Consider the following 23,317-nt stretch of genomic DNA (forward strand, 5'->3'; position numbering starts at 1 on the left):
CTCTCGTTGCGAATCAGGCGGACGAGGACCGAGTCTACGGAGTGCTCGGTCGGAGCCGGAGGGTGGCCGCGCCGTCGGCCGACCGTGGGTCCTCGCTCACCAGCCAGCCGAACGCGTGGGCGAGCATCCTCAGTGCGGTGCGCGACTCGGCCTCGGGACCGGTGACCTGCAGGCGCAGGTCCGAGCCGTCGGACGGCAGCAGCGCACCGGGCAGCACCCGGTCCAGCGCTGCGGCGAGGTCCTCGGCCGCGGCGGGGGCGCCGAACACGTGCCCCGCGCCGCCGGCCAGCGCCTGCACCACGGCCTCCCGGGCGCCGAGGCCGAACAGGTCCTCGCCCTCGCCGCGGACCAGCGCCGCGGCGCCGGGTCCGGCCTCGCCGGCCGGGAGGACGAGGTCGGGACGGCCGCGCAGGACCGAGAGCGGCCGTCCGCCGAGCTTGCCGGTGGCCAGCTCCGCGGCTCCGGCGATCTCGTCGGCCACGGCCGGCGCGGTGACCACCAGCGGATTCCCGTGCGGGTCGGTCAGGCCGGCGAGGTCCTCGGTGACCCGCAGGCCCGCGGCGCCGATGCAGATGTCGGTCTGCCCGGTGCGCCAGGCCCGGCCCGCGGTGTCGGTGACCAGGACCGCGACGTTGTGGCCGGCCCGGAGCGCGACCTGCTCGCGGATCCTGCGCGCCGAGCGGTCCGGGTCCTCGGGCAGCAGCAGGTGGTGACCGACGGCCACGTTGGAGGCGTCGATCCCGGCCGCGGCCATCGTCAGGCCGAGGTGGTTGCGGACGATCACGGTGGGTCCCCGGCGGGCCACCACGCGCACCGTCTCGCCCGGGAGCGAGGCGGTCCGGTCCCCGGCCCGCAGTCGTCCCTCCGCCTTGCTCACGACCTTGCCGGTCACGATCACCACGTCGCCGTCGGCCAGGTCGCAGTGGGCGAGCACCAGCGCGGCCAGGTCGTCGCCCGCCCCGACCTCGCCGATGCCGTCGGGTGCGCTCAGCGTGACCCGGACGGTCACGAGACCAGCCCGGCGGCGGCCACGGCCATCGATGCCGTCGCCTCGTCGTCGGTCATCAGCAGCGGCACCGCCCGGCAGGCCAGGCCCTCCGCCTCGACCCGCTCGACCTCGCCGGCGTCGGCGCTGTCCACCAGCCACCCGTCCAGCAGGCCGCCTCGGGACCGGGCGCCGTAGTGCGCGGCCACCCCTGCCGCGCTGACCTCGACCCCGATGCCGGCGAGCAGCTGCTCGGCCATGCCGCGCACGTGCCGGCCGCCGATGATCGGCGAGATGCCGACCACCGGTGCCGGGGTGCCGCGCAGGGCGTCGCGGACGCCGGGGACCCCGAGGATGGTGCCGACCGAGACCACCGGGTTCGACGGCGGGAGGATGACCAGGTCGGCGTCGCCGATCGCGTCCAGCACGCCGGGGCCGGGGGTGGCGGTGTCCTGGCCGACGACGACGACGGCCTCGACCGGCACCTCGGCCCGCAGGCGCACCCAGTACTCCTGGAAGTGCACCACCCGGGTCCCCGAGGCCGACTCCGGGTCCGGGACCGCCACGTGGGTCTCCACCCGGTCGTCGGTCATCGGCAGCAGCCGGACCCCCGGCTGCCAGCGCCGGCACAGGGCCTCGGTCACGGCCGAGAGCGGGTAGCCGGCCTCGAGCATCTGGGTGCGCACCAGGTGCGTGGCCAGGTCCCGGTCGCCGAGCCCGAACCACGTCGGCTCGACGCCGTACGCCGCCAGCTCCTCGCGGGCGTGCCAGCTCTCCTCGCGGCGCCCCCAGCCGCGTTCGGGGTCGATCCCGTCGCCTAGGGTGTACATCACGGTGTCCAGGTCGGGGCACACCTTGAGGCCGTGGACCCACAGGTCGTCGGCGGTGTTGACCACCACGTCCACGCGGACGTCCGGCGTCGCACCGAGGTGGGCCAGCCGGCCGGCGCGCAGGGCGTGCAGCAGGCCCTGCAGGAACCGGGCCCCCCCGATACCACCCGAGAGCACGGTGAGTGATCGCATGGGCACAGCCTGCCCGATCGGGTGGGTGTCTGGTCCAGAGGGGGCATATATCAGATCCGGGCTTGACTTCCCGGGACGACAGGCATGTAATTCCCGTAGTGTCTTTCACACGAGGACACGAGGGTCGAAAGGGGACTGCCGTGCGGGAGCTGTTTCTCCTCGACGGAGACGGTGAAGAGCTGGGTTGGCAGGAGCGCGCGCTGTGCGCCCAGACGGATCCGGAGGCGTTCTTCCCCGAGAAGGGCGGCTCCACCAGGGAGGCGAAGAAGGTCTGCCTGACCTGTGAGGTCCGCGACGACTGCCTGGAGTACGCGCTCATGAACGACGAGCGGTTCGGCATCTGGGGCGGTCTGTCCGAGCGGGAGCGGCGCAAGCTGAAGAAGCGCGCCGTCTGAGCTGAGCACCCGGGCGGCTAGGGTTGGCCGGCGTGACCGTCACCGCCCTCCTGATCTGCCATGACGGCGCGCGGTGGCTGCCGGCGGTGCTCGCCGGCCTGCGGGACCAGCAGCGCCGCCCGGACCGCATCCTCGCCCTTGACACCACTGGCACCACCGGCCCCGATGAGACCGGCGACTCCGGCAGCACTGGGCGGCTGCTCGTCGAGGCGCTCGGCGCCGACGCCGTGCTCACCCGGCCCGGCACCTTCCCCGAGGCCGTCGCCCACGCGCTGCCCACGATCGAGACCGACTGGGTCTGGCTGCTCCACGACGACGCCAACCCGGACCCGGCCGCCCTGGCCGAGCTCCTCGCCGTCGCCGAGTCCGGCGGCGCCGACGTCCTCGGCCCCAAGCTGAGGGAGTGGCCCTCGCTGCGCCGGCTGCTCGAGCTCGGGGTCACCATCTCCGGCACCGGCCGCCGGGAGACCGGCCTCGAGCGCGGGGAGTACGACCAGGGCCAGCACGACGAGATCCGCCAGGTGCTGGCGGTGAACACCGCCGGGATGCTGGTCCGGCGCGAGGTGCTCGAGCACCTGGGCGGGTTCGACGCGGCCCTGCCGGTCTTCGGCACCGACCTGGACTTCGGGTGGCGGGCGGCCCGGGCCGGCTACCGCACCGTCGTCGTGCCCCAGGCCGTGGTCTTCCACGCCGAGGCCGCGCACCGGGGGCTGCGCCGGACCCGGCTCACCGGTCGGCGCACCCGCACCCACCGCGCCGAGCGTGAGGCGGCGCTCTACACCCTGCTCGCGAACGTCCGGGGTCGAGCCCTCCCCTTCGTCGCGGTGCGGCTGGTGCTGGGCACGCTGCTGCGGGTGCTGGGCTACCTCCTGGCCCGCTCACCCGGGCACGCCGGCGACGAGCTCGCCGCGCTGCTCGGGCTGCTCGGCCGGCCGCGCCGCCTGATCTCGGCCCGCCGTGCCCGCCGCGCCCTGGACGGCACGCAGGCCGCCGACCACCGCGACGTACGCCGGCTGCTGGCGCCGTGGTGGGTGCCCTACCGGCACGGGCTGGACTTCGTGACCGACGTCGCCACCGCGGCCGGCAACCAAGGTCGGGACGCGGCCGAGCGGCGGCGCTCCGCCCGGGCCCTGGACAGCGGCCCGGTCGCCGACGACGCCGACACACTGGCCGCGGACAGCGGGCTGCTCGTGCGCTTCGTCACCAGCCCGGTCGCGGTGCTCTCGGCCGTCTTCGTCCTGCTGGCCCTCTGGGGTGCGCGGGCCGCGCTCGGAGAGGTCAGCGGGGGAGCCCTGTCCCCGGCACCGGCCGGCGCGGCGGACTGGTGGCGACTGGTGACCGAGGGCTGGCACCCGCTCGGACAGGGCACCGACGCCCCCGAGCCCGGCTACCTGCTCCCGTTCGCGCTGCTCGGCACGTTGCTGCTCGGATCGGCCTCGGCGGTCGTCTCGGTGCTGTTCGTGGCCGCCGTGCCGCTCGCCGCCTGGGGGGCCTGGCGGTTCGGGCTGGTGGTGGCCGAGCTCGGCTCGGGCCTGCCCGCGTCCCGGGTCCTGGTCGGCTGGGCCGCGCTGACCTACGCCGCGGTCCCCGTGGCCAGCGGCGCCTGGGGGCAGGGTCGGTTCGGGGTGGTCGCGTCCGCGGCCGTCCTGCCCTGGCTCGCGCACGCCGCGCTGGGCCTGCTCGAGCCGTCCGCCGACCGGCGCTGGCGGGCCGGGTGGCGGTGCAGCCTCCTGCTGGCACTGGTCACCGCCTTCACCCCCGCGGCCTGGCCGTTCGCCGCGGTCGTCGTGGCCGGCGTGCTCGGGACCGGGCTGGTCCGGGCCCGATCCGCGTTCGGGTCCCGGTCCGTGTGGGGGCCGCTCCTGGTCGTGGTGGCGGTGCCGCCGCTGCTGCTGCTCCCCGGCACGGTCGGGGTCCTCGGGCACGGCCTGGGTGCGCTCTTCCTCGAGGCCGGTCGGCTGGTGGACACCCCCGGGCCGACGGACCTGGTCGCGGGCCGCTTCGGCAGCCCCTCCGCCCCCGCCTGGGCCGGCCTGCTGCTGCTGGCGCCGGCGCTGGGGGCCCTGCTGCGCCGGCGGGCCCGCGTGGCGGCGGCCGCCTGCTGGCTGGTGGTGGCGGTGGCCGCGGTCCTCGCCGCCGTGCTCAGCCGGGTCTCGGTCCCGGTGCCGGCCGGGACCGTGCAACCGGGTCTGGGCTTCCTCCTCGTGCTCAGCCAGGGCGCCCTCGTCGTGGCCGCGCTGGTCGCCGGCCAGGGGCTGTGGGCCCGGTTCGCGCACGCCGACTTCGGGTGGCGGCAGCCGGTGGCCGGGCTGCTGGCGGCCGCCGGCCTGCTGGTGCCGGTCGTCGGCCTGGGCTGGTGGCTGGCCGGCGACGCCGACGAGCTCGGCCCCCCCACCGCCTCCGCGGTGCCGGCGTACATGACGCAGGCGGCCGAGCTCGGGCCGGAGCACGGTGTCCTGATCCTGCGCGGCGACGTGGAGACCGGCCTGACCTGGACGGTCCGCCGGGACGACGGTGTGACGATCGGTGAGGACGAGATCCTGGCCCTGACCGATCCCGACCCGGCGCTGGACGCCGACGTCGGCGCCCTCGTCTCCCGGCCGACCCTCGACGTCGTGGAGCGCATGTCGGGGCACGGGCTGGACTACGTGGTCATGCCGGCGCCGGCGGACGGCCGGGTCGCGGCGACGCTCGACGCCGCCTCCGGCATGGTCCAGGCCAGCGCGGGCGACCGCAGCACCCGGGCCTGGCAGTTCGAGCAGGACGCCGCGCCCGCCGCCGTGGCCGGCACCGGGCCCTGGTGGCATCCGTGGCTGCTCGCGATCCAGGTCGCGGCGCTGATCGTGACCGCCGTGCTCTGCGGCCCGACCAGGAGGGAGGGCCGATGACCGACACCGGTCGACCCGAGGGACCGGGCCGCCGGGTGGCGGCCGGCCCCGCGCGCCGGTTCAGCCCGGCGCTGGTCGTGGGCCTGGCCGCGGTCCTGATCGCGGCGCTCGCCCTGGCCGTGCAGGCACCGGCGGCACCGCCGGTCGAGGAGCCGGTCCGGGCGCCCGGCAGCGAGCCGCTGGACAGCCTGAGCCTGGCCTGCCCCGCGGCCGCCGAGGGCAGCACCGCCCCGATCACCCTCGGCAGCGGGGCCGACTCCTCCGAGGTCGGCGACGAGGGAGGCGGGCTCTCCCTGCGCCCGGCCGACGGCGGCGCGGACGACGACCCCCTGGAGGTCGACCTCGTCCCCCGGGAGCTGCGGCTGGTGCCGGGACCGGAGGTGCCCGGTGCCGTGGTCGCCACCGGGGTCGACGGACTGGCGCCGGGACTGTTCGGCGCCCGTTTCGGCGGCCCGTCGCGGACCGCCGCCGGCGAGTGCGTGGTCCCCGAGTCCGAGCGCTGGTTCGCCGGGGCGGGTGCCGGTGGACGACACACCTCCCGGCTTCGGCTGGTCAATCCGGACGCCGGCCCGGCGGTCGCCGACGTCACCCTCTGGTCGACCGAGGGCGAGCTGACCCGGGTGGCCTCGCGAGGTCTGACCGTCCCCGGCCGCGACAGCACGGTGATCGACCTGGAGGAGATCTCCCCGCAGCGCAACGAGCTCGCGATGCGGGTCCAGGTCGTGCGCGGCCGGCTCGCGGCCACCGTCGACGACGAGTACGCCGCGGACGGGGGCGAGGCCTCCGCCGACTGGTTGGCCGCCACCGCCGAGCCGGCCGAGTCGCTGCTGCTGCCCGGGCTGCCCCGTCAGGCCGAGGAGCACACGCTGACGCTGCTGAACCCCGGCACCACCGAGGGCCGGGTGAGCCTGCAGGTCGTCGGCCGCGAGAGCACGTTCGCCCCGGCCGGCACCGAGGAGATCCGGGTGCCGGCGGGCCGGGTGGTGGTCACGGACCTCAGCCGGCCGCTGGCGCAGGCGCTGGGCGGCGAGGACGCCGCGCTGCGGGTCGACGGCACGGTTCCGGTGGCCGCCGGGCTGCGGTCCGTGGTCGCCGGGGACCTGCTGCACCTGCCCGCCGTGCCGCTCGCCGCGGGGTCCTCGGCGGCACTGGTGCCGCCGACCGGGAGCAGGACCCTCGTGCTCAGCGGAGCGCCGGCCGCCGGCCGGGCCGACGTCTCGTTCCTGGGTGCCGGCGGTGCCGGGGAGGTGGGGACGAAGCGGCTGCGGCTCCGGCCGGGCGTCACCACCTCCGTGCCGCTGCCCCGGGAGGCCCGGGCGGTGCTGGTCGACACCGAGGTGCCGCACGCGGGCGCGGTGCGCACGGTGACCGGAGGCGGAGGCTCGGTCCTGCCGCTGCGGTCGCTGGTCCTGGAGCAGCTGGTCCCGCAGGTCACCCCGCAGTGGCCGTGAGGGTCGCTCAGCGCTCGTTCTCGACGAACGGGTGCTCGGCGACGTAGGTCCGGGCCTCGGTGTACATCCGCTCGATGTAGGCCTCCAGCTGCGCCGCCTCGACCCGCCACTGGCCCCGCCCACCGATCTTGATCGCGGGCAGGTCCCCGCGCCGGACCAGCGCATAGGCCTGCGCGCTCGAGGTGTTGAGGATCTCCGCGACGTCGGTCAGCGTCAGGAACCGGGGCGAGTCGGCCATGGCCCCACTCTGCCATCCCGGAGGCCACCGGGCCGGAACCCCGGGGTCGGGCCTGTGGAGGGAACGCGTGACGAGGTGGCCGCGATGTGCCCATGATGAGCCCGTGACCAGCAATCTCGGAGTTCGGAGCAGGGGTGCCATGCGGGCCGCGGAGGCCCCGAGGAGCACCGATCCGCCGGCCGCCGTCCGCGCCGCGCCACCCGGGTGGCGGGACCCGCGGCTGTGGATCGGCGTCGCGCTCGTCGCCGGCTCGGTGGTGGCCGGGGCCCGGGTCCTGGGCGCGGCCGACGACACGGTCGAGGTGTGGGCGGCCGCCGCGGACCTGGCTCCGGGCCGGGCCCTGTCGTCGGACGCCCTGGTCGCCCGGCGCGTGCGGTTCGGTGACGACGGGGACCTGGACCGCTACCTGCGGGTGGCCGACGGCCCGCCCGGCGAGGAGACCGTGCGCAGACCGGTGGGGGCGGGAGAGCTGGTGCCGCGCGCGGCGCTCGGCGCCGGCCCGACCGGGCTGACCGAGGTGCCGATCTGGGCTCGCGCCGAGGCCGTGGCCGGCAGCGTCGTCACCGGCTCGGTGGTAGACGTCTGGGTCACCGGGGAGCCCGGCGGCGGGCGCTCGGGCCGGGCCCGGCTGGTGCTCGACGACGTGGTCGTGATCGCGGCCCCCCGGCCGACGTCCTCCTTCGGCCCGGGCGGTGCCCGGCAGGTGCTGGTCGGGGTGGACGAGGGGGATGCCGACCTGATCGGGCAGGCCCTCGCGGCGGCCCGCGACGACCGCATCGCGATCACCCGGCAGGGATGATCCCGGTGCCGGCCGAGGCCCGGGTCTGCGTGCTGGTGGTCGCCGCCGGGGCGCCGTGGGAGTCCCGGGCCCTCGCCGGGCTGGGCGAGCGGCCGGGGGTGGTGGTGCTCAAGCGGTGCATGGACGTCACCGACCTGCTCGCGAGTGCGACCTCCGGGCAGGCCCAGGTCGCCGTGGTGTCGGTGGACGCACCGGGCCTGGACGGGGCGGCGGTCGACCACCTCGGCCGATCCGGCGTCAGGGTGGTGGCGGTCGCCCCCGACCCCGGGGCCGAACGGATGCGGGACCACCTGGCCCGGCTCGGAGTCGCCGGTGTCGTCGGCGCCGACGCGCTGGCCGACCTGCCGGAGGCGGTGCTGTCCGCCGCGGGCGGAGGCGCGTCGGGGGCCGCGGCACCCGGCCCGCCCGCCGGTGCCCGGAGCGACGCGCCCGCGAGCACCCCGGCCACCGGGCGCACGGTCGCGGTGTGGGGACCGGCGGGCGCACCCGGGCGGACCACGGTCGCACTCGGGCTGGCGGGGGAGCTGGCCCGGCGAGGGGCCGACCCGCTGCTCCTGGACGTCGACCCGTGGGGCGGGGCGGTCGCCCAGCACCTCGGTGTGCTCGACGAGGTGTCGGGCCTGCTCGCCTGCGCCCGGTCCACCCCGCGGGCCGAGCTCGCCGACCGGTTCCTCGGTCTCCAGCGTCGGGTCGCCGGGATCCGGGTGCTCACCGGGCTGCCCCGCCCCGACCGGTGGGTCGAGGTCCGCCCGGGCACCGTGACCCACCTGGTGGAGCTGGGCCGCGGGCAGGGCCCGGTGCTGCTCGACACCGGCTTCTGCCTCGAGGAGGACCCGGGCGCCGACGTCGCCGGCCGGCCCGGCCGCAACGCCCTGACGACCGAGGCGCTGCGAGCCGCCGACGCGGTCCTCGCCGTGGGCACCGCCGACCCGGTCGGGCTGACCCGGCTGGCACGCGGCCTGGTCGAGCTCCGTGAGCTCCTCGACGGGCGCGGGGTGCACGTCGTGGTCAACCGGATGCGGGGCTCGCTCGGCTGGTCGGAGGACGAGGTGCGCTCGATGGTCACCGGCTTCGCCAGGGTCGAGTCCCTGCACCTGCTGCCGGAGGACCGGTCGGCCACGGACCGGGCGCTGCTGGCCGGGCGCACGCTCACCGAGACCGGGGACTCCGGCCTGTCCCGGGCGCTCGCCGGGATCGTCGACGTGGTCGTGCCCGGCCCCGCCGGCGCCCGGGCGAACGGCCGCCCGAGCGGGCTGCTCAGCCGCCGAACAGCAGGTAGAGCCCGCCGACCGTGAAGCCGACCATCACCGCGAGGAGCGTCAGCTGGCCGGTGAGCTGGTGCCGCCGCGGCAGCAGTCGGATCGCCCGGTCGTGGGCCGCCACCACGGCGACCACGTGGCCCAGGACCACCGCGGCCACCTTGGTGGTGGCCAGGAAGGTCGGGTGCAGCGTGAGCCAGTAGTTCACGGCCCGGTCGCCGGTGCCCAGGTAGTCCGCCCCCGTGCCGAAGGGGTCGCTGAGCTGGATCACCGTCTGCTGGCCGAGCTCGACCAGGTAGCTCAGGTAGTGGGCCGCGATGTAGCCGACGATGATCGGGACCAGGGAGTGCGCGAACAGGGCCGGCAGCTCCCGGCGCCGGTGCTCGTCGTGGATGCCGGTGGCCATGACGCCCCCCGCGAACAGCGCGCCGACGGCCAGCACGAAGCCGCTGAGCGCCAGCGTGTTGAGGACGGTCCCGTCGATGGCGGAGTCCTGGGCGGTGCGGACCCAGAAGCTCGAGTTCGTGAACGAGTCGAACGCCGTGCTGCCGAGCAGGACCGCGGCGGCCGCCAGCAGCCCCGGCCGGGCCGGGGTCAGGTCGAGGTTCGCCAGCGGGCTGCGCACGACCAGGGCGCCCTCGTGCCGGCCCCAGACCGACAGCCGGCCGACCAGGGTCGAGTAGGCCTCGAACGGGTCGGCGTACTCGTAGAAGCGGTTGCCGAACACGGCGCCGCCGACCAGCATCACGCCGACGTACGCCGCGCACCACAGCCGCGCCGGACCGAGCTCCCCGTTGAAGGGGTAGACCAGCTCGAACCAGACGAAGCCGAAGAGGGCGGCCGCGGCCGGCCAGTAGCCCAGTCGCGCCGGGTAGTCGCGCAGCCCGACGTCCGGGTCGGAGCCGGAGACGCGGGCCAGCAGGAGGTTGACCGTGCGGACCGGGCTGATCGCGCGGTAGAAGGGCCCGAAGAGCAGGGACAGCGGCACGATGCCGACCCAGAGCAGGACGTAGAACACCCCGAAGAACGGGTTGGTGGCCCGGTCCGGGCCGAAGACCGCCGCCGCGGCGACGTACAGGAAGAACCCGAGACCGAGCGTGCGCAGGACCGCCCCGAAGGCGGGGTGGTCGACGATCCGCGCGAGGACCGGTGGGACCGGTCGCGGCGCGGCGCCGACGTTGAAGCGAGGCTCCCGCCAGGCCAGGGCCAGGACCGTGAACGAGATCGCCAGGGCGGCGGCGGCGCCCGCGATGGCGTACTCGGCGGGGATCGGGAGGTCCTTGGCGCCACCGATCCCGTGGGCGTCGAGACGCACGCTCAGCGGACCTCGAACTGGGCCACGACCCGGGCCGGCTCGTGCAGCTCCAGGTCCACCACCCCGGGCTGCCCGAAGCGCAGCGTCCGCTGGGAGGTGCCGGCCCCGAACGAGACCTCCTGCTCGGGCGTGGCATGGGCGTGCAGCTCACCGGCGACGTCGGAGTCGATCCGCAGGCGCACCGGCTCGCCGACGCCGACCTCGACCCGCTTGCCGTTGGGAGTGACCTCGCCCCCGGAGATCGTGATCTCCAGCGTGAGCGCCTCCGGCTCCTCCGGCGTCTGCTCGGGGGTGGGACTCTCCTCGGTCCCGTCGGGGCCCGACGAGCCGGCCGGCGCCGAGGCGGTCTCGGTCGGGCTCGCCTCGTCGTCCTGCGCGGCGCACCCGCCCAGGACGGTCAGGGCGAGCAGGGCGGTCGCGGCCATGATGCTGGTGGCGCTCGTGGTGCTGGTGGTGCTGGTCGTGCTGCGCAGCGGCACGTCGTCTCCTCCGAGGCTGGACCCGATGCCGGGCCGTGGTTCGTCGTTCTGCCAGAATCCCACGCGGGCGGTTGCCGCCCACGAGAGGGGTGAGCCGAGTGAGCGAGCGACTGAGGCCGAGCGACCTGGCCTTCCTGTCCGCTGAGTCGCCGGCCACGCCCATGCACAACGCGACCCTCGAGATCTTCGAGGCCGGCCTGGAGTACGACGCGCTGGTCGTCCTGATCGCCGACCGGATCGCGTTCGTGCCCCGCTACCGGCAGCGGCTCCAGCGGGTGCCCGGCGGCCTGGCCAACCCGGTGTGGGTCGACGACGAGCGCTTCGACCTCGGCTTCCACGTCCGTCGCTCCGGCCTGCCGCGGCCCGGGACGATGGAGCAGCTCCTCGAGCTGGTGGGCCGGATCATGTCGCGGCCGCTCGACCCGCACCGGCCCCTGTGGGAGGTCTACTTCATCGAGGGACCGCAGGACGGCCGGGTGGCCGTGCTGTCGAAGTCCCACCAGGTCCTGGTGGACGGCGTGGAGACCGTGGACCTGGGGCAGGTGCTGCTCGACACCGGCCCGGAGCCCAAGACCCTGGGGCGGGACGACTGGGCCCCGCGCCGCGCCCCATCGCCGGTCCGCCTCGCCGCCGCGGCGCTGCGCGACAACGTGCGGGACCCGGGCACCCTGCTGGCCACCGGCCGGAGCACCGCCGAGGCCGCGCTGCGGGGAGTCGAGACCGTCCGGGACCGGATGGGCGACGTGGCCAATGCGCTCGCGAACCGCCGCCCGACGTTCGACTCGCCGATCAACGCCGCCCTGTCCGAGCAGCGCCGGTTCGTCACCGTGCGGACCGACCTCGAGGACTACCGGCGGATCCGCCAGGTGCACGGCGGGTCGGTCAACGACGTGGTCCTGGCCACGGTCACCGGCGCGCTGCGGGCCTGGCTCACGGCACGCGGCACCCCGGCCGGGGCCATGCGGCAGCTGCGGGCGATGGTGCCGATGTCGGTGATCGACGACGAGCTCGAGGCGACCTCGCTCGGCAGCCAGATCGCCGGCCACCTGGTCGCCCTGCCGGTCGGCGAGGGTAGCCCCGTGGTGCGGCTGCACCAGGTCTCCTACGCCTTCCAGGCGCACGGGGAGACCGGCCGCGCGGTCGCGGCGAACCGGCTGGCCGGCATCGCCGGCTTCGCGCCCACGACCTTCCACGCGCTCGGCTCGCGGGTGGCGGCCCAGCAGCTGCGCAAGGGCTTCCACCTCGCGGTGACCAACGTGCCCGGCCCGCAGTTCCCGCTGTACGCCGCCGGCGCCCGCATGGTCGAGACCTACCCGGTGCAGCCCCTGCTGCCCGACCAGGCGCTCGCGATCGGCGTCACCTCCTACGACGGCGGCGTCTACTACGGGATCACCGCCGACAGGGACGCCCTCCCGGACGTCACGATCCTCGGGCAGTGCCTCACCGAGGCCCTCGACGAGCTGGTCGACAGCGCGAGCGACGCCCGGCCCCGGGCACCCCGCGGCCGGCGCCGGCCCGCCGCCAAGAAGCCCTCCGGGCAGCCGGACTGACATGCGGGTCTACGTCGCCACCACGCTGGCCGATCTCGCCGGGCACGTCGCCGCCGGCGCCGTGCCGCCGGGGGCGGAGCGGTTCGTCCCGGCCGACGTCGAGGCCGAGTACGACGCGCTGATGGCGGCGGCCGAGGCGTCGGCGGCGCTGCTCGCCGGACCCGGCCGCCGGGTGGTCGTGGTGGCCGACGTGGCCGGGGAGGCGGAGGCCGACGCGGCGATCCCGCTCCGGCGGGTGGTGGCCGTGCACGCCGACGCCGAGACGCTGGCCGACCCCGCGGCGCACCCCGAGGACGACCTCGGGTGGTACGCGACCCAGGAGATCCCGGGCCTGCTCTCCGGGGCCGTTTGAGAGCCACCTCACTTCTCTGAGACGATCGCGGCATGGACGCGATCACCTTCCCCCCTGCTCCGGCCAACGAGCCGAACCTCACCTACGCACCGGGCACCCCGGAGCGGGCGGCACTCCGGGCCGAGCTGGACCGTCTCGAGGGACGCCAGCACGACCTGACCGCCACCATCGGCGGGGAGAAGCGCATGGGCGGGGGCGCGGAGACGAAGGTCGTCCAGCCGCACGACCACCAGCACGTCCTGGGTGTGCTGCGCAACGCCACCCAGACCGACGCCAAGGCGGCGGTCGAGGCCGCCGCCGACGCCGCCCCGGCGTGGCGGGCGATGCCGGTCGACGAGCGGTGCGCGATCATCCTCAAGGCCGCCGACCTCCTGGCCGGACCGTGGCGCCAGCGGATCAACGCCGCCACCGTGCTGGGCCAGTCCAAGACCGCGTTCCAGGCCGAGATCGACTCCGCCTGCGAGCTGATCGACTTCTGGCGGTTCAACGTCCACTACGCCAAGCAGATCCTCACCGAGCAGCCGATCCGCAACAGCCCCGGCATCTGGAACCGGACCGACCACCGCCCGCTCGAGGGGTTCGTCTACGCGATCACGCCGTTCAACTTCACCGCGATCGCCGGCAACCTGCCCACCGCGCCGGCGCTGATGGGCAACACGGTGATCTGGAAGCCCTCGCCCACCCAGCAGCTCGCCGCGCACCTGACGATGGAGCTGCTCGAGGAGGCCGGGATGCCCCCGGGCGTCATCAACATGCTGCCCGGCGACGGCCTGGACGTCTCGAAGGTGGTGCTGGCCCACCCGGACCTGGCCGGCATCCACTTCACCGGCTCCACGCCCACCTTCCAGCACCTGTGGCGCACGGTGGGGGAGAACATCGCCGGCTACCGGTCCTACCCCCGGATCGTCGGCGAGACCGGGGGCAAGGACTTCATCGTGGCGCACCCGAGCGCCGACCCGGACGTGCTGCGGGTCGCCATGATCCGCGGGGCGTTCGAGTTCCAGGGGCAGAAGTGCTCCGCGGCCTCGCGCGCCTACGTGCCGAAGTCGGTCTGGAAGAAGATGCGCGACTCGTTCGTGGCCGAGGTCGAGGGGATCACGATGGGCGACCCCACGGACTTCTCCAACTTCATGGGCGCCGTCATCGACGACCGCGCGTTCGCCAAGCACAAGTCGGCGATCACCCGGGCCAAGCGCAACAAGGCCCTCGACGTGGTCGCCGGCGGCCAGGTCGACGACTCGGTCGGCTACTTCGTGCGGCCCACGGTCGTGACCTCTACCGACCCGACCGACCAGATGTTCTCGACCGAGTACTTCGGACCGATCCTGGCCGTCCACGTCTACGAGGACCGCGACTTCGAGAAGGTCGTCGCGCAGATGGAGTCGTTCGCCCCGTACGCCCTGACCGGGGCGATCATCGCCCAGGACCGCGGGGTCATCTCGTGGGCGCGGGAGGCGCTGCGCTTCGCGGCCGGCAACTTCTACGTCAACGACAAGCCGACCGGCGCCGTGGTCGGCCAGCAGCCGTTCGGCGGCGCCCGGGCCTCGGGCACCAACGACAAGGCCGGCGCCCCGGTGAACCTGCTCCGCTGGACCTCGCCGCGCTCCATCAAGGAGACGTTCGTCCCGCCGAAGGACTACCGCTACCCGTACATGTCCGCCGAGTGAGGCGGGCGTGAGCCTCCCGGTCGCCGCCTGGCACCTGGGCCAGCTGCACGCCTACGAGCAGGCGCTGGTGCTGGTGATCGCGTTCGGCCCGTTCGTGGTGCTCGGGATCGTCGTCGGCGTGCTGCGCCGCCGCGACCTCGACCGCTGACCCTCGCCCGGGTCCGCGTCAGCGGGCGGCGAGCCAGGTGCGGCCGACGGAGTTCTCGGTGCGCAGCGCCTTGTCGAGCAGGCCGGCGACGAGGTCCTCGACCTTCCCGCCGACCAGCGGCAGCTTGACCGTGATCTCGAGGCGGACCTGCTGGACGACGTCCGACCCGCGCTGCTCGAGGGTGGCGGTGCCGGTGATGTCGCCGGGCTTGCCGGGGATCGTCGTGTGGATGTCGGCGCCGGACTCCGTGGCCCAGGACTCCACCTGCCGGATCGGGATCTCCTCGCCCACGAACCGCTTCGCGAACGACGGCACCCGGTCCACGCCGTGCGCGTAGTCGAGGACCACCGTCCGCCCCGCCCCGTCCGGCTCGACGGTGACCGAGCGCCTCAGCACGCCCTGCCGGTCGAGGACCGACTCCCGGAACCCCGGGTCGGCCAGCATGGCCGCGACCCGGTCGACGGTGGCGTCCGGGTAGACGACCTCGGTGTCCAGCCGCTTCACCGCTCACCCTCCAGCCAGGCCACGCCGACCCCGTGCTCGATGTCCCAGCCGTCCTTGAGCCGGGTGCCGAGCAGGCCCTCGATCCGGCCGCCGATCAGGGGGATCCTCGCCCTGGCCTCGCCCTCGAAGGTGTCCAGCGTGCCCGCCCCGTCGGCCACCAGCCGACGGGTGCCGTGGACCCCGGCCGGCTTGCCGGGGCTGCTGACCGAGAACGCGGCCGCCCGGTCGTCGTCCCACTCCTCGGCCTGGACCGCCCGGACCGTGTCGCCGGCGAAGGTGCGGGCGAAGGCCGGGATGTCGCGGGTCGGCTGGACCATCTCGATCGCCACGGTGGTCCCCGAGATCGTGACGTCCACCGACTCCGCGCCCTGCGCCCACGAGGCCTTCTCCCGGAAGGCGGGGTCCGTGAGCATGGCGTAGACCTCACCCGGCGGGGCGTCGTACCTGACTGAGTGCTGGAGCTTCATGGGGTCATCATGTCCTCCCGGCCCGGGAGTGGCTACGGTGCGGCCCATGACCGAGACCTTCACCTCCTTCGGGGAGGACGGCGCCCAGCTGACCTACGGGAGCTACCTGCGGCTGCCGCAGCTGCTCGACAGCCAGCACCTCGAGTCCGACCCGCCGGCCCACGACGAGCTGCTGTTCATCACGATCCACCAGGTCTACGAGCTGTGGTTCAAGCAGCTGCTGCACGAGGCCACCGCGGCCCGGCAGGCGATGTACGACGGGCGCCTGTGGTGGGCCAGCCACCTGCTGAACCGCATGCACGTGATCGAGCGGGTGCTGGTCCAGCAGATCGACGTGCTCGAGACGATGACCCCGCAGGACTTCCTCGAGTTCCGGCAGCGACTGGCCCCGGCCAGCGGCTTCCAGTCGGTGCAGTTCCGCGAGCTGGAGTTCCTCTCCGGCGCCAAGGACCGCTCGTACGTCGACCGGTTCCGGGGGCTGACCGCGGACGAGGAGCACCGGCTGGCGGCCCGGCTGGAGGAGCCGACGCTGTGGGACGGGTTCTGCGACGCGCTCCGCCAGCAGGGGCTGGCGACCGGGTCCGAGGACGAGGTGCGCGACTCGCTGGTCACCGCGGCGCACGACCGGTCGACGTACCCGGAGGTGTGGGTGCTCGCCGAGGGGCTGGTGCAGCACGACGAGCTGGCGGCGGCCTGGCGGGCCCGGCACGTGGTCATGGTCGAGCGGATGATCGGCACGAAGACCGGCACCGGGGGCTCCACCGGGGCGGCCTACCTGAGCAGCCGGCTGGGGCTGCGCTACTACCCGTTGCTGTGGGAGCTCCGCTCCGCCCTCTAGCGACCATCGCATCGGGGGCCGGCCCCCCGGACGCGGCGAGTTGTGGGGGTCACACCTGCGGCCCTAGTGTCGAGGTGTGTCGAACACCCTCGATGACAACAAGTCCGAGCTGATCGCCAAGGCCGTCGACCTGGCCGGTCACCGCAAGGGCGCCGGCGGGCCGCCGGTCGACCTCGTGGGCTCCCTCATGCGGACCTACTACCGGCACGTGGCCCCCGAGGACCTGGTCGACCGCACCGACGTCGACGTCTACGGGGCGCTGGCCAGCCACTTCCGGCTCGCCGGCAACCGGCCCCAGGGCACCGCCCAGGTCCGGGTGTTCACGCCGACCGTGCAGGAGCACGGCTGGTCGGCCAACGCGCACTCGGTCGTCGAGGTGGTCACCGACGACATGCCGTTCCTGGTCGACTCGATCACGATGGAGCTGTCCAACCAGCAGCGCAACCTGCACGTGATCGTGCACCCGCAGTTCGAGGTGTCCCGCGACATCACCGGCGAGCTGCAGGGGATCAGCGCCGCCGAGGACGGGGTCGTGGACTCCGGCCCGGAGACCATCCGCGAGTCCTGGATGCACGTCGAGATCGACCGGATCGCCGACTCCGAGGACGTCGCGGCGATCGAGGCCTCGCTGCAGGACGTGCTGCGCGACGTCCGCGAGGCGGTCGAGGACTGGGACCGCATGAAGGCCCAGGTGCTCGCCATCGTCGACGAGCTCGAGGCCGACCCGCCGCCGCTGCCGGAGCCCGAGATCCAGCAGGGCCGGGCACTGCTGCAGTGGCTGGCCGACGACCACTTCACCTTCCTCGGCTCCCGGGAGTACCGGCTCGAGGTCGACGAGGACGACCCCGAGGACATGATGCTGCGCGCCCTGCCCGGCACCGGCCACGGCATCCTGAGGGCCGACCAGGACCTGTCCGCGTCGTTCGGCAAGCTCCCGGACCTGGTGAAGGCCAAGGCCCGCGAGAAGACGCTGCTGGTGCTGGCCAAGGCCAACTCCCGCGCCACCGTGCACCGGCCCGCCTACCTCGACTACGTGGGGGTGAAGACCTTCGACGAGCAGGGCGAGGTCGTCGGGGAGCGCCGGTTCCTCGGGCTGTTCTCCAGCGCCGCCTACACCGAGTCCCTGACCCGGATCCCGATGCTGCGGGAGAAGGCCGCCGAGGTCATGAACCGGGTCGGCTTCGAGCCGCACAGCCACGCCGGCAAGGCGCTGATGGACACCCTGGAGAACTACCCGCGCGACGAGCTCTTCCAGACCCCGGTCGAGGAGCTGGCCCAGATCGCCGAGGCCGTGATGTACACCCGCGAGCGTCGGCAGCTGCGGCTGTTCGTCCGCCGGGACACCTACGGCCGGTTCCTCTCCTGCCTGGTCTACCTGCCGCGCGACCGGTACAACACGACCGTCCGGCAGAAGATCGCCGCGATCCTCGAGGACCGCCTCGGCGGGGAGTCGGTGGAGTTCACGGCGCGGGTCAGCGAGTCCAACATGGCCCGGGTCCACTTCGTGGTCCGACCCCCCAAGGGCGAGGTCATCGGCGACGTGGACGTGCCGGACCTCGAGCGGCGCCTGGTCGAGGCCGCCCGCTCGTGGACCGACGACTTCCACACCGCGGTGACCAGCCAGTTCGGCGAGGAGACCGGCTCCCGGTTGGGCCGCCTCTACGTCGAGTCCTTCCCGGAGGCCTACAAGGAGGACTTCCCGGCCCGCACCGCGGCGGTGGACCTGGGCCGGCTGGAGGGCATCGAGGGCGACACCGGGATCGACCTGTCGATGTACGAGCAGGTCGACGCGGGCCGTGGCGAGGCCCGGCTCAAGGTCTACCGGATCGGCGCGCCGCTGTCGCTCAGCCAGATCCTGCCGATGCTGAGCTCGATGGGCGTCGAGGTGGTCGACGAGCGTCCCTACGAGATCGAGGGCCTGCCCCGGCCGTCGTACATCTACGAGTTCGGGCTGCGCTACGGCGACGCCCTCCCGGCCGGGTCGCGGGCCCTGTTCCAGGACGCGATCCGTGCCGTCTGGGACGGCCACAACGAGATCGACGGGTTCAACGCGCTCGTGCTGGCCGCCGGGCTGACCTGGCGGCAGGCGACGGTGCTGCGCGCCTACGCGAAGTACATGCGCCAGGGGGGTACGCCGTTCGCGCAGGACTACATCGAGGGCGCGCTGCGCGGGAACGTCGACATCACCCGGCTGCTGGTGCAGCTGTTCGAGGCCCGGTTCGCACCCGGCAAGGACGGCCTGGCGGCGGACGCCGAGTCCCGGGTGGCGCTGGTCGCCGGACTGGAGGAGCGGCTCGGCCGGGCCCTGGACGACGTGGTCAGCCTCGACCACGACCGGATCCTGAGGTCCTACCTGACCATCATCCGGGCCACGCTCCGGACCAACTACTTCCAGCCCGGCGAGGCGGACGGGGTCAAGACCTACATCTCCTTCAAGCTCGAGCCGTCGGCGATCCCGGACCTGCCCGAGCCGCGACCGAGCTACGAGATCTTCGTCTACTCGCCGCGGGTCGAGGGCGTGCACCTGCGCTTCGGGCCGGTGGCCCGCGGCGGCCTGCGCTGGTCGGACCGGCGCGACGACTTCCGCACCGAGGTGCTGGGGCTGGTCAAGGCGCAGATGGTCAAGAACACCGTCATCGTGCCGGTCGGCTCGAAGGGCGGCTTCTTCGCGAAGAACCTCCCCGACCCCGGCGACCGGGACGGGTGGCTCGCCGAGGGGGTCGCCTGCTACAAGACCTTCATCTCCGGGCTGCTCGACATCACCGACAACCTGGTCGACGGTGCGACGGTGCCGCCGGACGACGTGGTCCGGCACGACGGCGACGACGCCTACCTGGTGGTGGCCGCGGACAAGGGCACCGCGACGTTCTCCGACATCGCGAACGGGGTCGCCAAGGACTACGGGTTCTGGCTCGGGGACGCGTTCGCCTCGGGCGGGTCGGTGGGCTACGACCACAAGGCGATGGGCATCACCGCCCGCGGGGCCTGGGTCTCGGTCCAGCGACACTTCCGTGAGATGGGGGTCGACTGCCAGACCGAGGAGTTCACCGTCGCCGGGATCGGGGACATGTCCGGCGACGTGTTCGGCAACGGCCTGCTCTGCTCCGAGACCGCCCGGCTGGTGGCCGCGTTCGACCACCGGCACATCTTCCTCGACCCGACCCCGGACCCGGCCGCGTCGTACGCCGAGCGGCGCCGGCTCTTCGAGCTGCCGCGGTCGTCGTGGCAGGACTACGACTCCGAGCTGATCTCGGAGGGCGGCGGCGTCTACCCCCGGTCGCTGAAGTCGATCCCGCTCACCCCCCAGGTGTGCGAGGTGCTGGACATCGACGCGGAGACCACCTCGATGACGCCCGCCGAGCTGATGCGGGCGATCCTGCTGGCCCCGGTCGACCTGCTGTGGAACGGCGGCATCGGGACCTACGTGAAGGCGTCGACCGAGACCGACGCGGACGCCGGCGACAAGGCCAACGACCCGATCCGGGTCGACGGCCGGGACCTGCGGGTGCGCTGCGTCGGCGAGGGCGGCAACCTGGGGCTCACCCAGCGGGGCCGGATCGAGTACGCCGCGGCCGGAGGCCGGATCAACACCGACTTCATCGACAACTCCGCGGGGGTCGACACCTCCGACCACGAGGTCAACATCAAGATCCTGCTCGACCGGGTCGTCGACGACGGCGACCTCACCGGCAAGCAGCGCAACGAGCTGCTCGCGGCGATGACCGACGAGGTCGCCGAGCTGGTGCTGCGCGACAACTACGAGCAGAACCTGGCCCTGGCCAACGCCGCCGCCAACGCGGCGCCCCTGCTGCACGTCCACGAGCACTGGATGAAGGAGCTGACCCGCCGCGGCGTCCTCAACCGGGAGCTCGAGGACCTGCCCAGCTCGCGGGAGGTCCGCCGCCGGCTGGACCGCCGGGAGGGCCTGTACACCCCCGAGCTGTCGGTGCTGATGGCCTGGACCAAGATCGTGCTGGCCGACGAGCTGCTGGCCTCGGACCTGCCCGACGACCCGTTCCTGCGCCAGGACCTGCACAGCTACTTCCCCAGCCAGATGACACCCGACTACGAGGCCCAGATGGAGCGGCACCCGCTGCGCCGGGAGATCGTGGTCACCCAGGTCGTCAACGACCTCGTCAACGGCGCCGGCATGACCTACTGGCCTCGGCTGGCGGGGGAGACCGGCGCCTCCGCGGCCGAGCTGACCCGCGCCAACTTCGTGGCCCGGGAGATCTACGGCTCCCTGGAGATGCGCCGGGAGCTGGCGTCCTACGACAACCGGCTGCCCGCCCAGGTCCAGACCCGGATGCGGCTCGAGATGCGGACGCTGGTCGAGCGGGCGTCGCGGTGGCTGGTGAGCAACCGCCGGGCCCCGCTGGACAGCCAGGCGACGGTCGACTTCTTCGAGGAGACGATCGCGAAGGTCATGGCCGAGCTGCCCTCGCTGCTGACCGGTCGGGAGCTGACCGCCTTCGAGCAGCGCCGGGACGCGCTGGTCGCGAAGGACGTCCCCGAGTCGCTGGCCGAGCGGGTGGCCGTGCTGCCCCCGTCGTACATGCTCCTCGGCGTCGTCGAGACGGCCGCTCGCGAGGGCATCGACCCGCTGGACGTGGCCCGGGTGCACTTCGCGCTGGCCGAGCGGCTGGGCCTGCCCCTGCTGGTGGCCCGGATCCTGGCGCTGCCCCGCGACGACCGGTGGCAGACGATGGCGCGGGCGGCGCTCCGCGACGACCTGCACGCCGTGCACGCGCAGCTGACCGCCCAGGTGCTGGCCGCGACCCCGGACGAGGACTCCGCCCCGGCCCGGGTCGCCGGGTGGGAGGAGGCCGACGCCGACGTCGTCAGCGTGGCCGCCCAGACCCTCGAGGACATCTGCTCCGACGAGGAGGCCGACCTGGCCCGGATGTCGGTGGGCCTGCGGGTGGTGCGCAGCCTGCTCGCCAGCTCCTGAGCCCGGCTCCGAGGAGTCACCGATGACCGGTCCGGCGATCGAGGTCACCGACCTCGTCAAGGTCTACGGGGAGCTGCGCGCCGTCGACGGCGTCAGCCTCACCGTCGAGGAGGGCGAGTTCTTCGGCATCCTCGGTCCGAATGGCGCCGGCAAGACCACCGCGCTGGAGATGATGGAGGGCCTGCGGCGCCCGGACGACGGCACGGTGCGGGTGCTGGGCCTCCCACCCTGGCCGCGCAACGCCGACCTCCTGCCGCGGATCGGCGTCCAGCTCCAGGCGTCGTCGTTCTTCGAGCGGCTCACGGCCCGCGAGCAGATCCACACCTTCGCCGACCTGTACGGCGTGCCGGGGGCGCAGGCGGACGGCTGGCTGGAGCGCGTGGGCATGGCGGACAAGGCCGGGGACCGGGTCGAGGACCTCTCCGGCGGGCAGGCCCAGCGGCTCTCGATCGCCTGCGCGCTGGTCCACGAGCCGGAGGTCGTGTTCCTCGACGAGCCCACGGCGGCGCTCGACCCCCAGGCCCGCCGGAACCTGTGGGACCTGCTCTCGGGCCTCAACGACTCCGGCCGCACCGTGGTGCTGACCACCCACTACATGGACGAGGCGGAGGTGCTCTGCGACCGGGTGGCGATCGTGGACCACGGCCGCCTGCTCCGGCTGGACACCCCGGCCGCCCTCGTGCGGGGCCTGGACGCGCCGACCCGGATCACGGTCGGGCCGGGCTTGCTGGACCCGGTGCGGGCGGGGGCGCTGCCGGCGGTCGACGACGTGGCCGTCCGGGTCGACGGCACCGTCCTGACCACCCGGTCGCCGGCCGCGGTGCTGGCCCGGCTCGCGGAGGCCGAGCAGCTGGACGGGGTCCGGGTCCAGACCGGCACGCTCGAGGACGTGTTCCTCGACCTCACCGGGCGGGAGTACCGCGCGTGAGGTGGCGGGGCTTCGCCAGCCTCTCCCGCGCGATCCTGCGCGGCTTCCTGAGGGACCGGGCCGCGGTCTTCTTCGCGATCGTGTTCCCGCTGATGTTCCTCGTGCTCTTCGGCGGGATCCTCGGCAACCAGGGGGCGTCCGAGGTGGAACTGGTCGAGGTGGGGCAGGTGCGGCTCTTCGACGAGCTGCCGGCCGGGGCCCGGGAGGCGTTCGAGGACACCTTCGAGGTCACCCGCACCGACGACCGGGCGGAGGCGATCGAGCTGGTCCGCAGCGGCGAGGCCGACGTGGCCGTCGAGATGGACGGCAGCCGGCTGGTCGCGACCTACACCGGGACCGACCAGGTCGCCTCCGCCATGACGCGGGGGACCCTCCAGGCGTTCGTCGACGGGGCGAATCTGGCCGCGTCCGGGCGTCCGCCGGCGTTCGACCTGGAGATGCAGCGGGTCGAGGACGACTCGCTCGAGGCGATCCAGTTCATCACCCCCGGCCTGCTCGGCTGGGCGGTGGCGATGAGCGCCAGCTTCGGGGCGGCCGCAACGCTCCAGGGGTGGCGGCAGAGCAAGCTGCTGCGCCGGCTGCAGCTGGCACCGGTCTCGACCCGCACGGTGGTGGGGGCCCGGGTGGCGGTGACCGTGGCGGTGGCGCTGGCGCAGATGGCGATCTTCGTGGGCCTGGGGGCCGCGGCGTTCGGGCTCCAGCTCGCCGGCGCCTGGCCGATGGCGGTGCCGCTGCTGGTGGTGGGGACGCTGTGCTTCATGTCCCTGGGCCTGCTGGCCGGCGCCGTGGCGCGGACCACCGAGGGGGCGGTGAACATGGCGAACTTCCTGGTCCTGCCGATGGCCTTCCTCAGCGGCTCGTTCTTCCCGCTCGACGGCACCCCCGGGTGGCTGCAGGCGATCAGCCGGGTGCTCCCGCTGTGGCACCTCAACCAGGGGATGCTGGACGTGATGGTGCGCGGCCAGTCGGCGGCGGCGGCGCTGGCGCCGATGGCGGTCCTGGCCGGGTTCGCGCTGGTGATGACGCTGGCGGCGGCCAGGCTGTTCCGCTGGGAGAGTGCCTGAGCTGGCGGTGCGGCCCG

The 23,317-nt window shown here is 74.2% G+C and carries 20 protein-coding genes; 13 read left to right on the forward strand and 7 right to left on the reverse strand.

The genetic code is table 11. The features are described 5' to 3' along the window. Positions 1–34: 34 nt before the first annotated feature. A complete protein-coding gene (locus IE331_RS03725) occupies positions 35–1,009 on the reverse strand; it encodes a coenzyme F420-0:L-glutamate ligase (protein WP_192140589.1) in 975 nt (324 codons plus the stop codon). After that, positions 1,006–2,007, reverse strand: a complete 1,002-nt coding sequence (gene cofD, locus IE331_RS03730; RefSeq protein ID WP_192140591.1) for a 2-phospho-L-lactate transferase — start codon at positions 2,005–2,007, stop codon at positions 1,006–1,008. Before cofD ends, IE331_RS03725 begins: the two co-directional genes overlap by 4 nt. Before the next feature lie 140 nt (positions 2,008–2,147). Between cofD and IE331_RS03735 the strand changes: the two genes are divergently transcribed. From IE331_RS03735 to IE331_RS03745, 3 genes are read left to right on the forward strand one after another with little or no spacing between them, the layout of a single operon-like run. Continuing rightward, positions 2,148–2,402, forward strand: a complete 255-nt coding sequence (locus IE331_RS03735) for a WhiB family transcriptional regulator (protein WP_192140593.1) — start codon at positions 2,148–2,150, stop codon at positions 2,400–2,402. 32 nt (positions 2,403–2,434) lie between these two features. Beyond that, positions 2,435–5,290: a glycosyltransferase family 2 protein gene (locus IE331_RS03740; RefSeq protein WP_192140595.1), complete on the forward strand. Its 2,856-nt coding sequence runs from the start codon at positions 2,435–2,437 to the stop codon at positions 5,288–5,290. After that, complete coding sequence (locus tag IE331_RS03745; protein ID WP_192140597.1) at positions 5,287–6,741, forward strand: DUF5719 family protein; 1,455 nt, start codon at positions 5,287–5,289, stop codon at positions 6,739–6,741. The genes IE331_RS03740 and IE331_RS03745 overlap by 4 nt, the downstream gene beginning before the upstream one ends. A gap of 7 nt (positions 6,742–6,748) precedes the next feature. On the opposite strand, the gene IE331_RS03750 is transcribed toward IE331_RS03745, so the two are convergent. Beyond that, a complete protein-coding gene (locus IE331_RS03750) occupies positions 6,749–6,979 on the reverse strand; it encodes a helix-turn-helix domain-containing protein (RefSeq protein ID WP_192140599.1) in 231 nt (76 codons plus the stop codon). Positions 6,980–7,118: 139 nt separating this feature from the next. On the opposite strand from IE331_RS03750, the gene IE331_RS03755 reads away from it, so the two are divergent. Continuing rightward, entirely contained in the window at positions 7,119–7,778 is a 660-nt protein-coding gene (locus IE331_RS03755; protein ID WP_192140601.1) for a CpaB family protein, read from the forward strand. Then, positions 7,775–9,073, forward strand: a complete 1,299-nt coding sequence (locus tag IE331_RS03760) for an AAA family ATPase (protein WP_192140603.1) — start codon at positions 7,775–7,777, stop codon at positions 9,071–9,073. The genes IE331_RS03755 and IE331_RS03760 overlap by 4 nt, the downstream gene beginning before the upstream one ends. On the opposite strand, the gene IE331_RS03765 is transcribed toward IE331_RS03760, so the two are convergent. Continuing rightward, a complete protein-coding gene (locus IE331_RS03765; RefSeq protein ID WP_192140605.1) occupies positions 9,036–10,352 on the reverse strand; it encodes a hypothetical protein in 1,317 nt (438 codons plus the stop codon). The two genes, IE331_RS03760 and IE331_RS03765, sit on opposite strands and share 38 nt — an antisense overlap. A gap of 2 nt (positions 10,353–10,354) precedes the next feature. Continuing rightward, on the reverse strand, positions 10,355–10,831 hold the full coding sequence (locus IE331_RS03770) for a hypothetical protein (RefSeq protein ID WP_192140607.1): 477 nt from the start codon (positions 10,829–10,831) through the stop codon (positions 10,355–10,357). A 98-nt stretch (positions 10,832–10,929) separates the two neighbouring features. On the opposite strand from IE331_RS03770, the gene IE331_RS03775 reads away from it, so the two are divergent. From IE331_RS03775 to IE331_RS03790, 4 genes are read left to right on the forward strand one after another with little or no spacing between them, the layout of a single operon-like run. Next, positions 10,930–12,381 carry a WS/DGAT/MGAT family O-acyltransferase gene (locus tag IE331_RS03775; RefSeq protein WP_192140609.1) on the forward strand — a complete coding sequence of 484 codons (1,452 nt, stop codon included), beginning with the start codon at positions 10,930–10,932 and terminating at the stop codon, positions 12,379–12,381. A gap of 1 nt (position 12,382) precedes the next feature. Then, the gene (locus tag IE331_RS03780) at positions 12,383–12,733 is read left to right on the forward strand and encodes a DUF6912 family protein (RefSeq protein WP_192140611.1); all 351 of its coding nucleotides are present in this window, start codon (positions 12,383–12,385) and stop codon (positions 12,731–12,733) included. A gap of 32 nt (positions 12,734–12,765) precedes the next feature. Then, positions 12,766–14,400, forward strand: coding sequence for an L-glutamate gamma-semialdehyde dehydrogenase (pruA, locus tag IE331_RS03785; RefSeq protein WP_192140613.1), 1,635 nt, complete (start codon positions 12,766–12,768; stop codon positions 14,398–14,400). Positions 14,401–14,407: 7 nt separating this feature from the next. Then, the gene (locus tag IE331_RS03790) at positions 14,408–14,548 is read left to right on the forward strand and encodes a hypothetical protein (RefSeq protein WP_192140615.1); all 141 of its coding nucleotides are present in this window, start codon (positions 14,408–14,410) and stop codon (positions 14,546–14,548) included. 18 nt (positions 14,549–14,566) lie between these two features. Here the strand turns inward: IE331_RS03790 and IE331_RS03795 are convergent, their stop codons facing one another. Beyond that, entirely contained in the window at positions 14,567–15,052 is a 486-nt protein-coding gene (locus IE331_RS03795) for a DUF2505 domain-containing protein (protein WP_192140617.1), read from the reverse strand. Then, on the reverse strand, positions 15,049–15,519 hold the full coding sequence (locus tag IE331_RS03800; protein WP_192140619.1) for a DUF2505 domain-containing protein: 471 nt from the start codon (positions 15,517–15,519) through the stop codon (positions 15,049–15,051). The genes IE331_RS03795 and IE331_RS03800 overlap by 4 nt, the downstream gene beginning before the upstream one ends. Before the next feature lie 46 nt (positions 15,520–15,565). Between IE331_RS03800 and IE331_RS03805 the strand changes: the two genes are divergently transcribed. The 4 genes from IE331_RS03805 (at position 15,566) to IE331_RS03820 (ending at position 23,300) form a co-directional block, all read left to right on the forward strand. Beyond that, the gene (locus IE331_RS03805; RefSeq protein ID WP_192140621.1) at positions 15,566–16,357 is read left to right on the forward strand and encodes a tryptophan 2,3-dioxygenase family protein; all 792 of its coding nucleotides are present in this window, start codon (positions 15,566–15,568) and stop codon (positions 16,355–16,357) included. A 76-nt stretch (positions 16,358–16,433) separates the two neighbouring features. Beyond that, positions 16,434–21,308 (forward strand): NAD-glutamate dehydrogenase, encoded by a 4,875-nt coding sequence (locus IE331_RS03810; RefSeq protein WP_192140623.1) that lies wholly within the window; start codon positions 16,434–16,436, stop codon positions 21,306–21,308. Between the two features lie 22 nt (positions 21,309–21,330). Further along, entirely contained in the window at positions 21,331–22,236 is a 906-nt protein-coding gene (locus IE331_RS03815; protein ID WP_192140625.1) for an ABC transporter ATP-binding protein, read from the forward strand. Beyond that, a complete protein-coding gene (locus IE331_RS03820; RefSeq protein ID WP_201931014.1) occupies positions 22,233–23,300 on the forward strand; it encodes an ABC transporter permease in 1,068 nt (355 codons plus the stop codon). Before IE331_RS03815 ends, IE331_RS03820 begins: the two co-directional genes overlap by 4 nt. The last annotated feature ends 17 nt before the right edge of the window (positions 23,301–23,317 follow it).

The organism is Nocardioides donggukensis (genome assembly GCF_014842875.1).
Taxonomy (GTDB): domain Bacteria; phylum Actinomycetota; class Actinomycetes; order Propionibacteriales; family Nocardioidaceae; genus Nocardioides; species Nocardioides donggukensis.

What these genes read in the sequence shown, in the direction of transcription:
- cofD (WP_192140591.1), bottom strand. Translation starts at nt 2,007, where the DNA reads ATGCGATCACTCACCGTGCTCTCGGGTGGTATCGGGGGGGCCCGGTTC.
- IE331_RS03745 (WP_192140597.1), top strand. Translation starts at nt 5,287, where the DNA reads ATGACCGACACCGGTCGACCCGAGGGACCGGGCCGCCGGGTGGCGGCC.
- IE331_RS03750 (WP_192140599.1), bottom strand. Translation starts at nt 6,979, where the DNA reads ATGGCCGACTCGCCCCGGTTCCTGACGCTGACCGACGTCGCGGAGATC.
- IE331_RS03755 (WP_192140601.1), top strand. Translation starts at nt 7,119, where the DNA reads ATGCGGGCCGCGGAGGCCCCGAGGAGCACCGATCCGCCGGCCGCCGTC.
- IE331_RS03760 (WP_192140603.1), top strand. Translation starts at nt 7,775, where the DNA reads ATGATCCCGGTGCCGGCCGAGGCCCGGGTCTGCGTGCTGGTGGTCGCC.
- IE331_RS03780 (WP_192140611.1), top strand. Translation starts at nt 12,383, where the DNA reads ATGCGGGTCTACGTCGCCACCACGCTGGCCGATCTCGCCGGGCACGTC.
- pruA (WP_192140613.1), top strand. Translation starts at nt 12,766, where the DNA reads ATGGACGCGATCACCTTCCCCCCTGCTCCGGCCAACGAGCCGAACCTC.
- IE331_RS03800 (WP_192140619.1), bottom strand. Translation starts at nt 15,519, where the DNA reads ATGAAGCTCCAGCACTCAGTCAGGTACGACGCCCCGCCGGGTGAGGTC.
- IE331_RS03805 (WP_192140621.1), top strand. Translation starts at nt 15,566, where the DNA reads ATGACCGAGACCTTCACCTCCTTCGGGGAGGACGGCGCCCAGCTGACC.
- IE331_RS03815 (WP_192140625.1), top strand. Translation starts at nt 21,331, where the DNA reads ATGACCGGTCCGGCGATCGAGGTCACCGACCTCGTCAAGGTCTACGGG.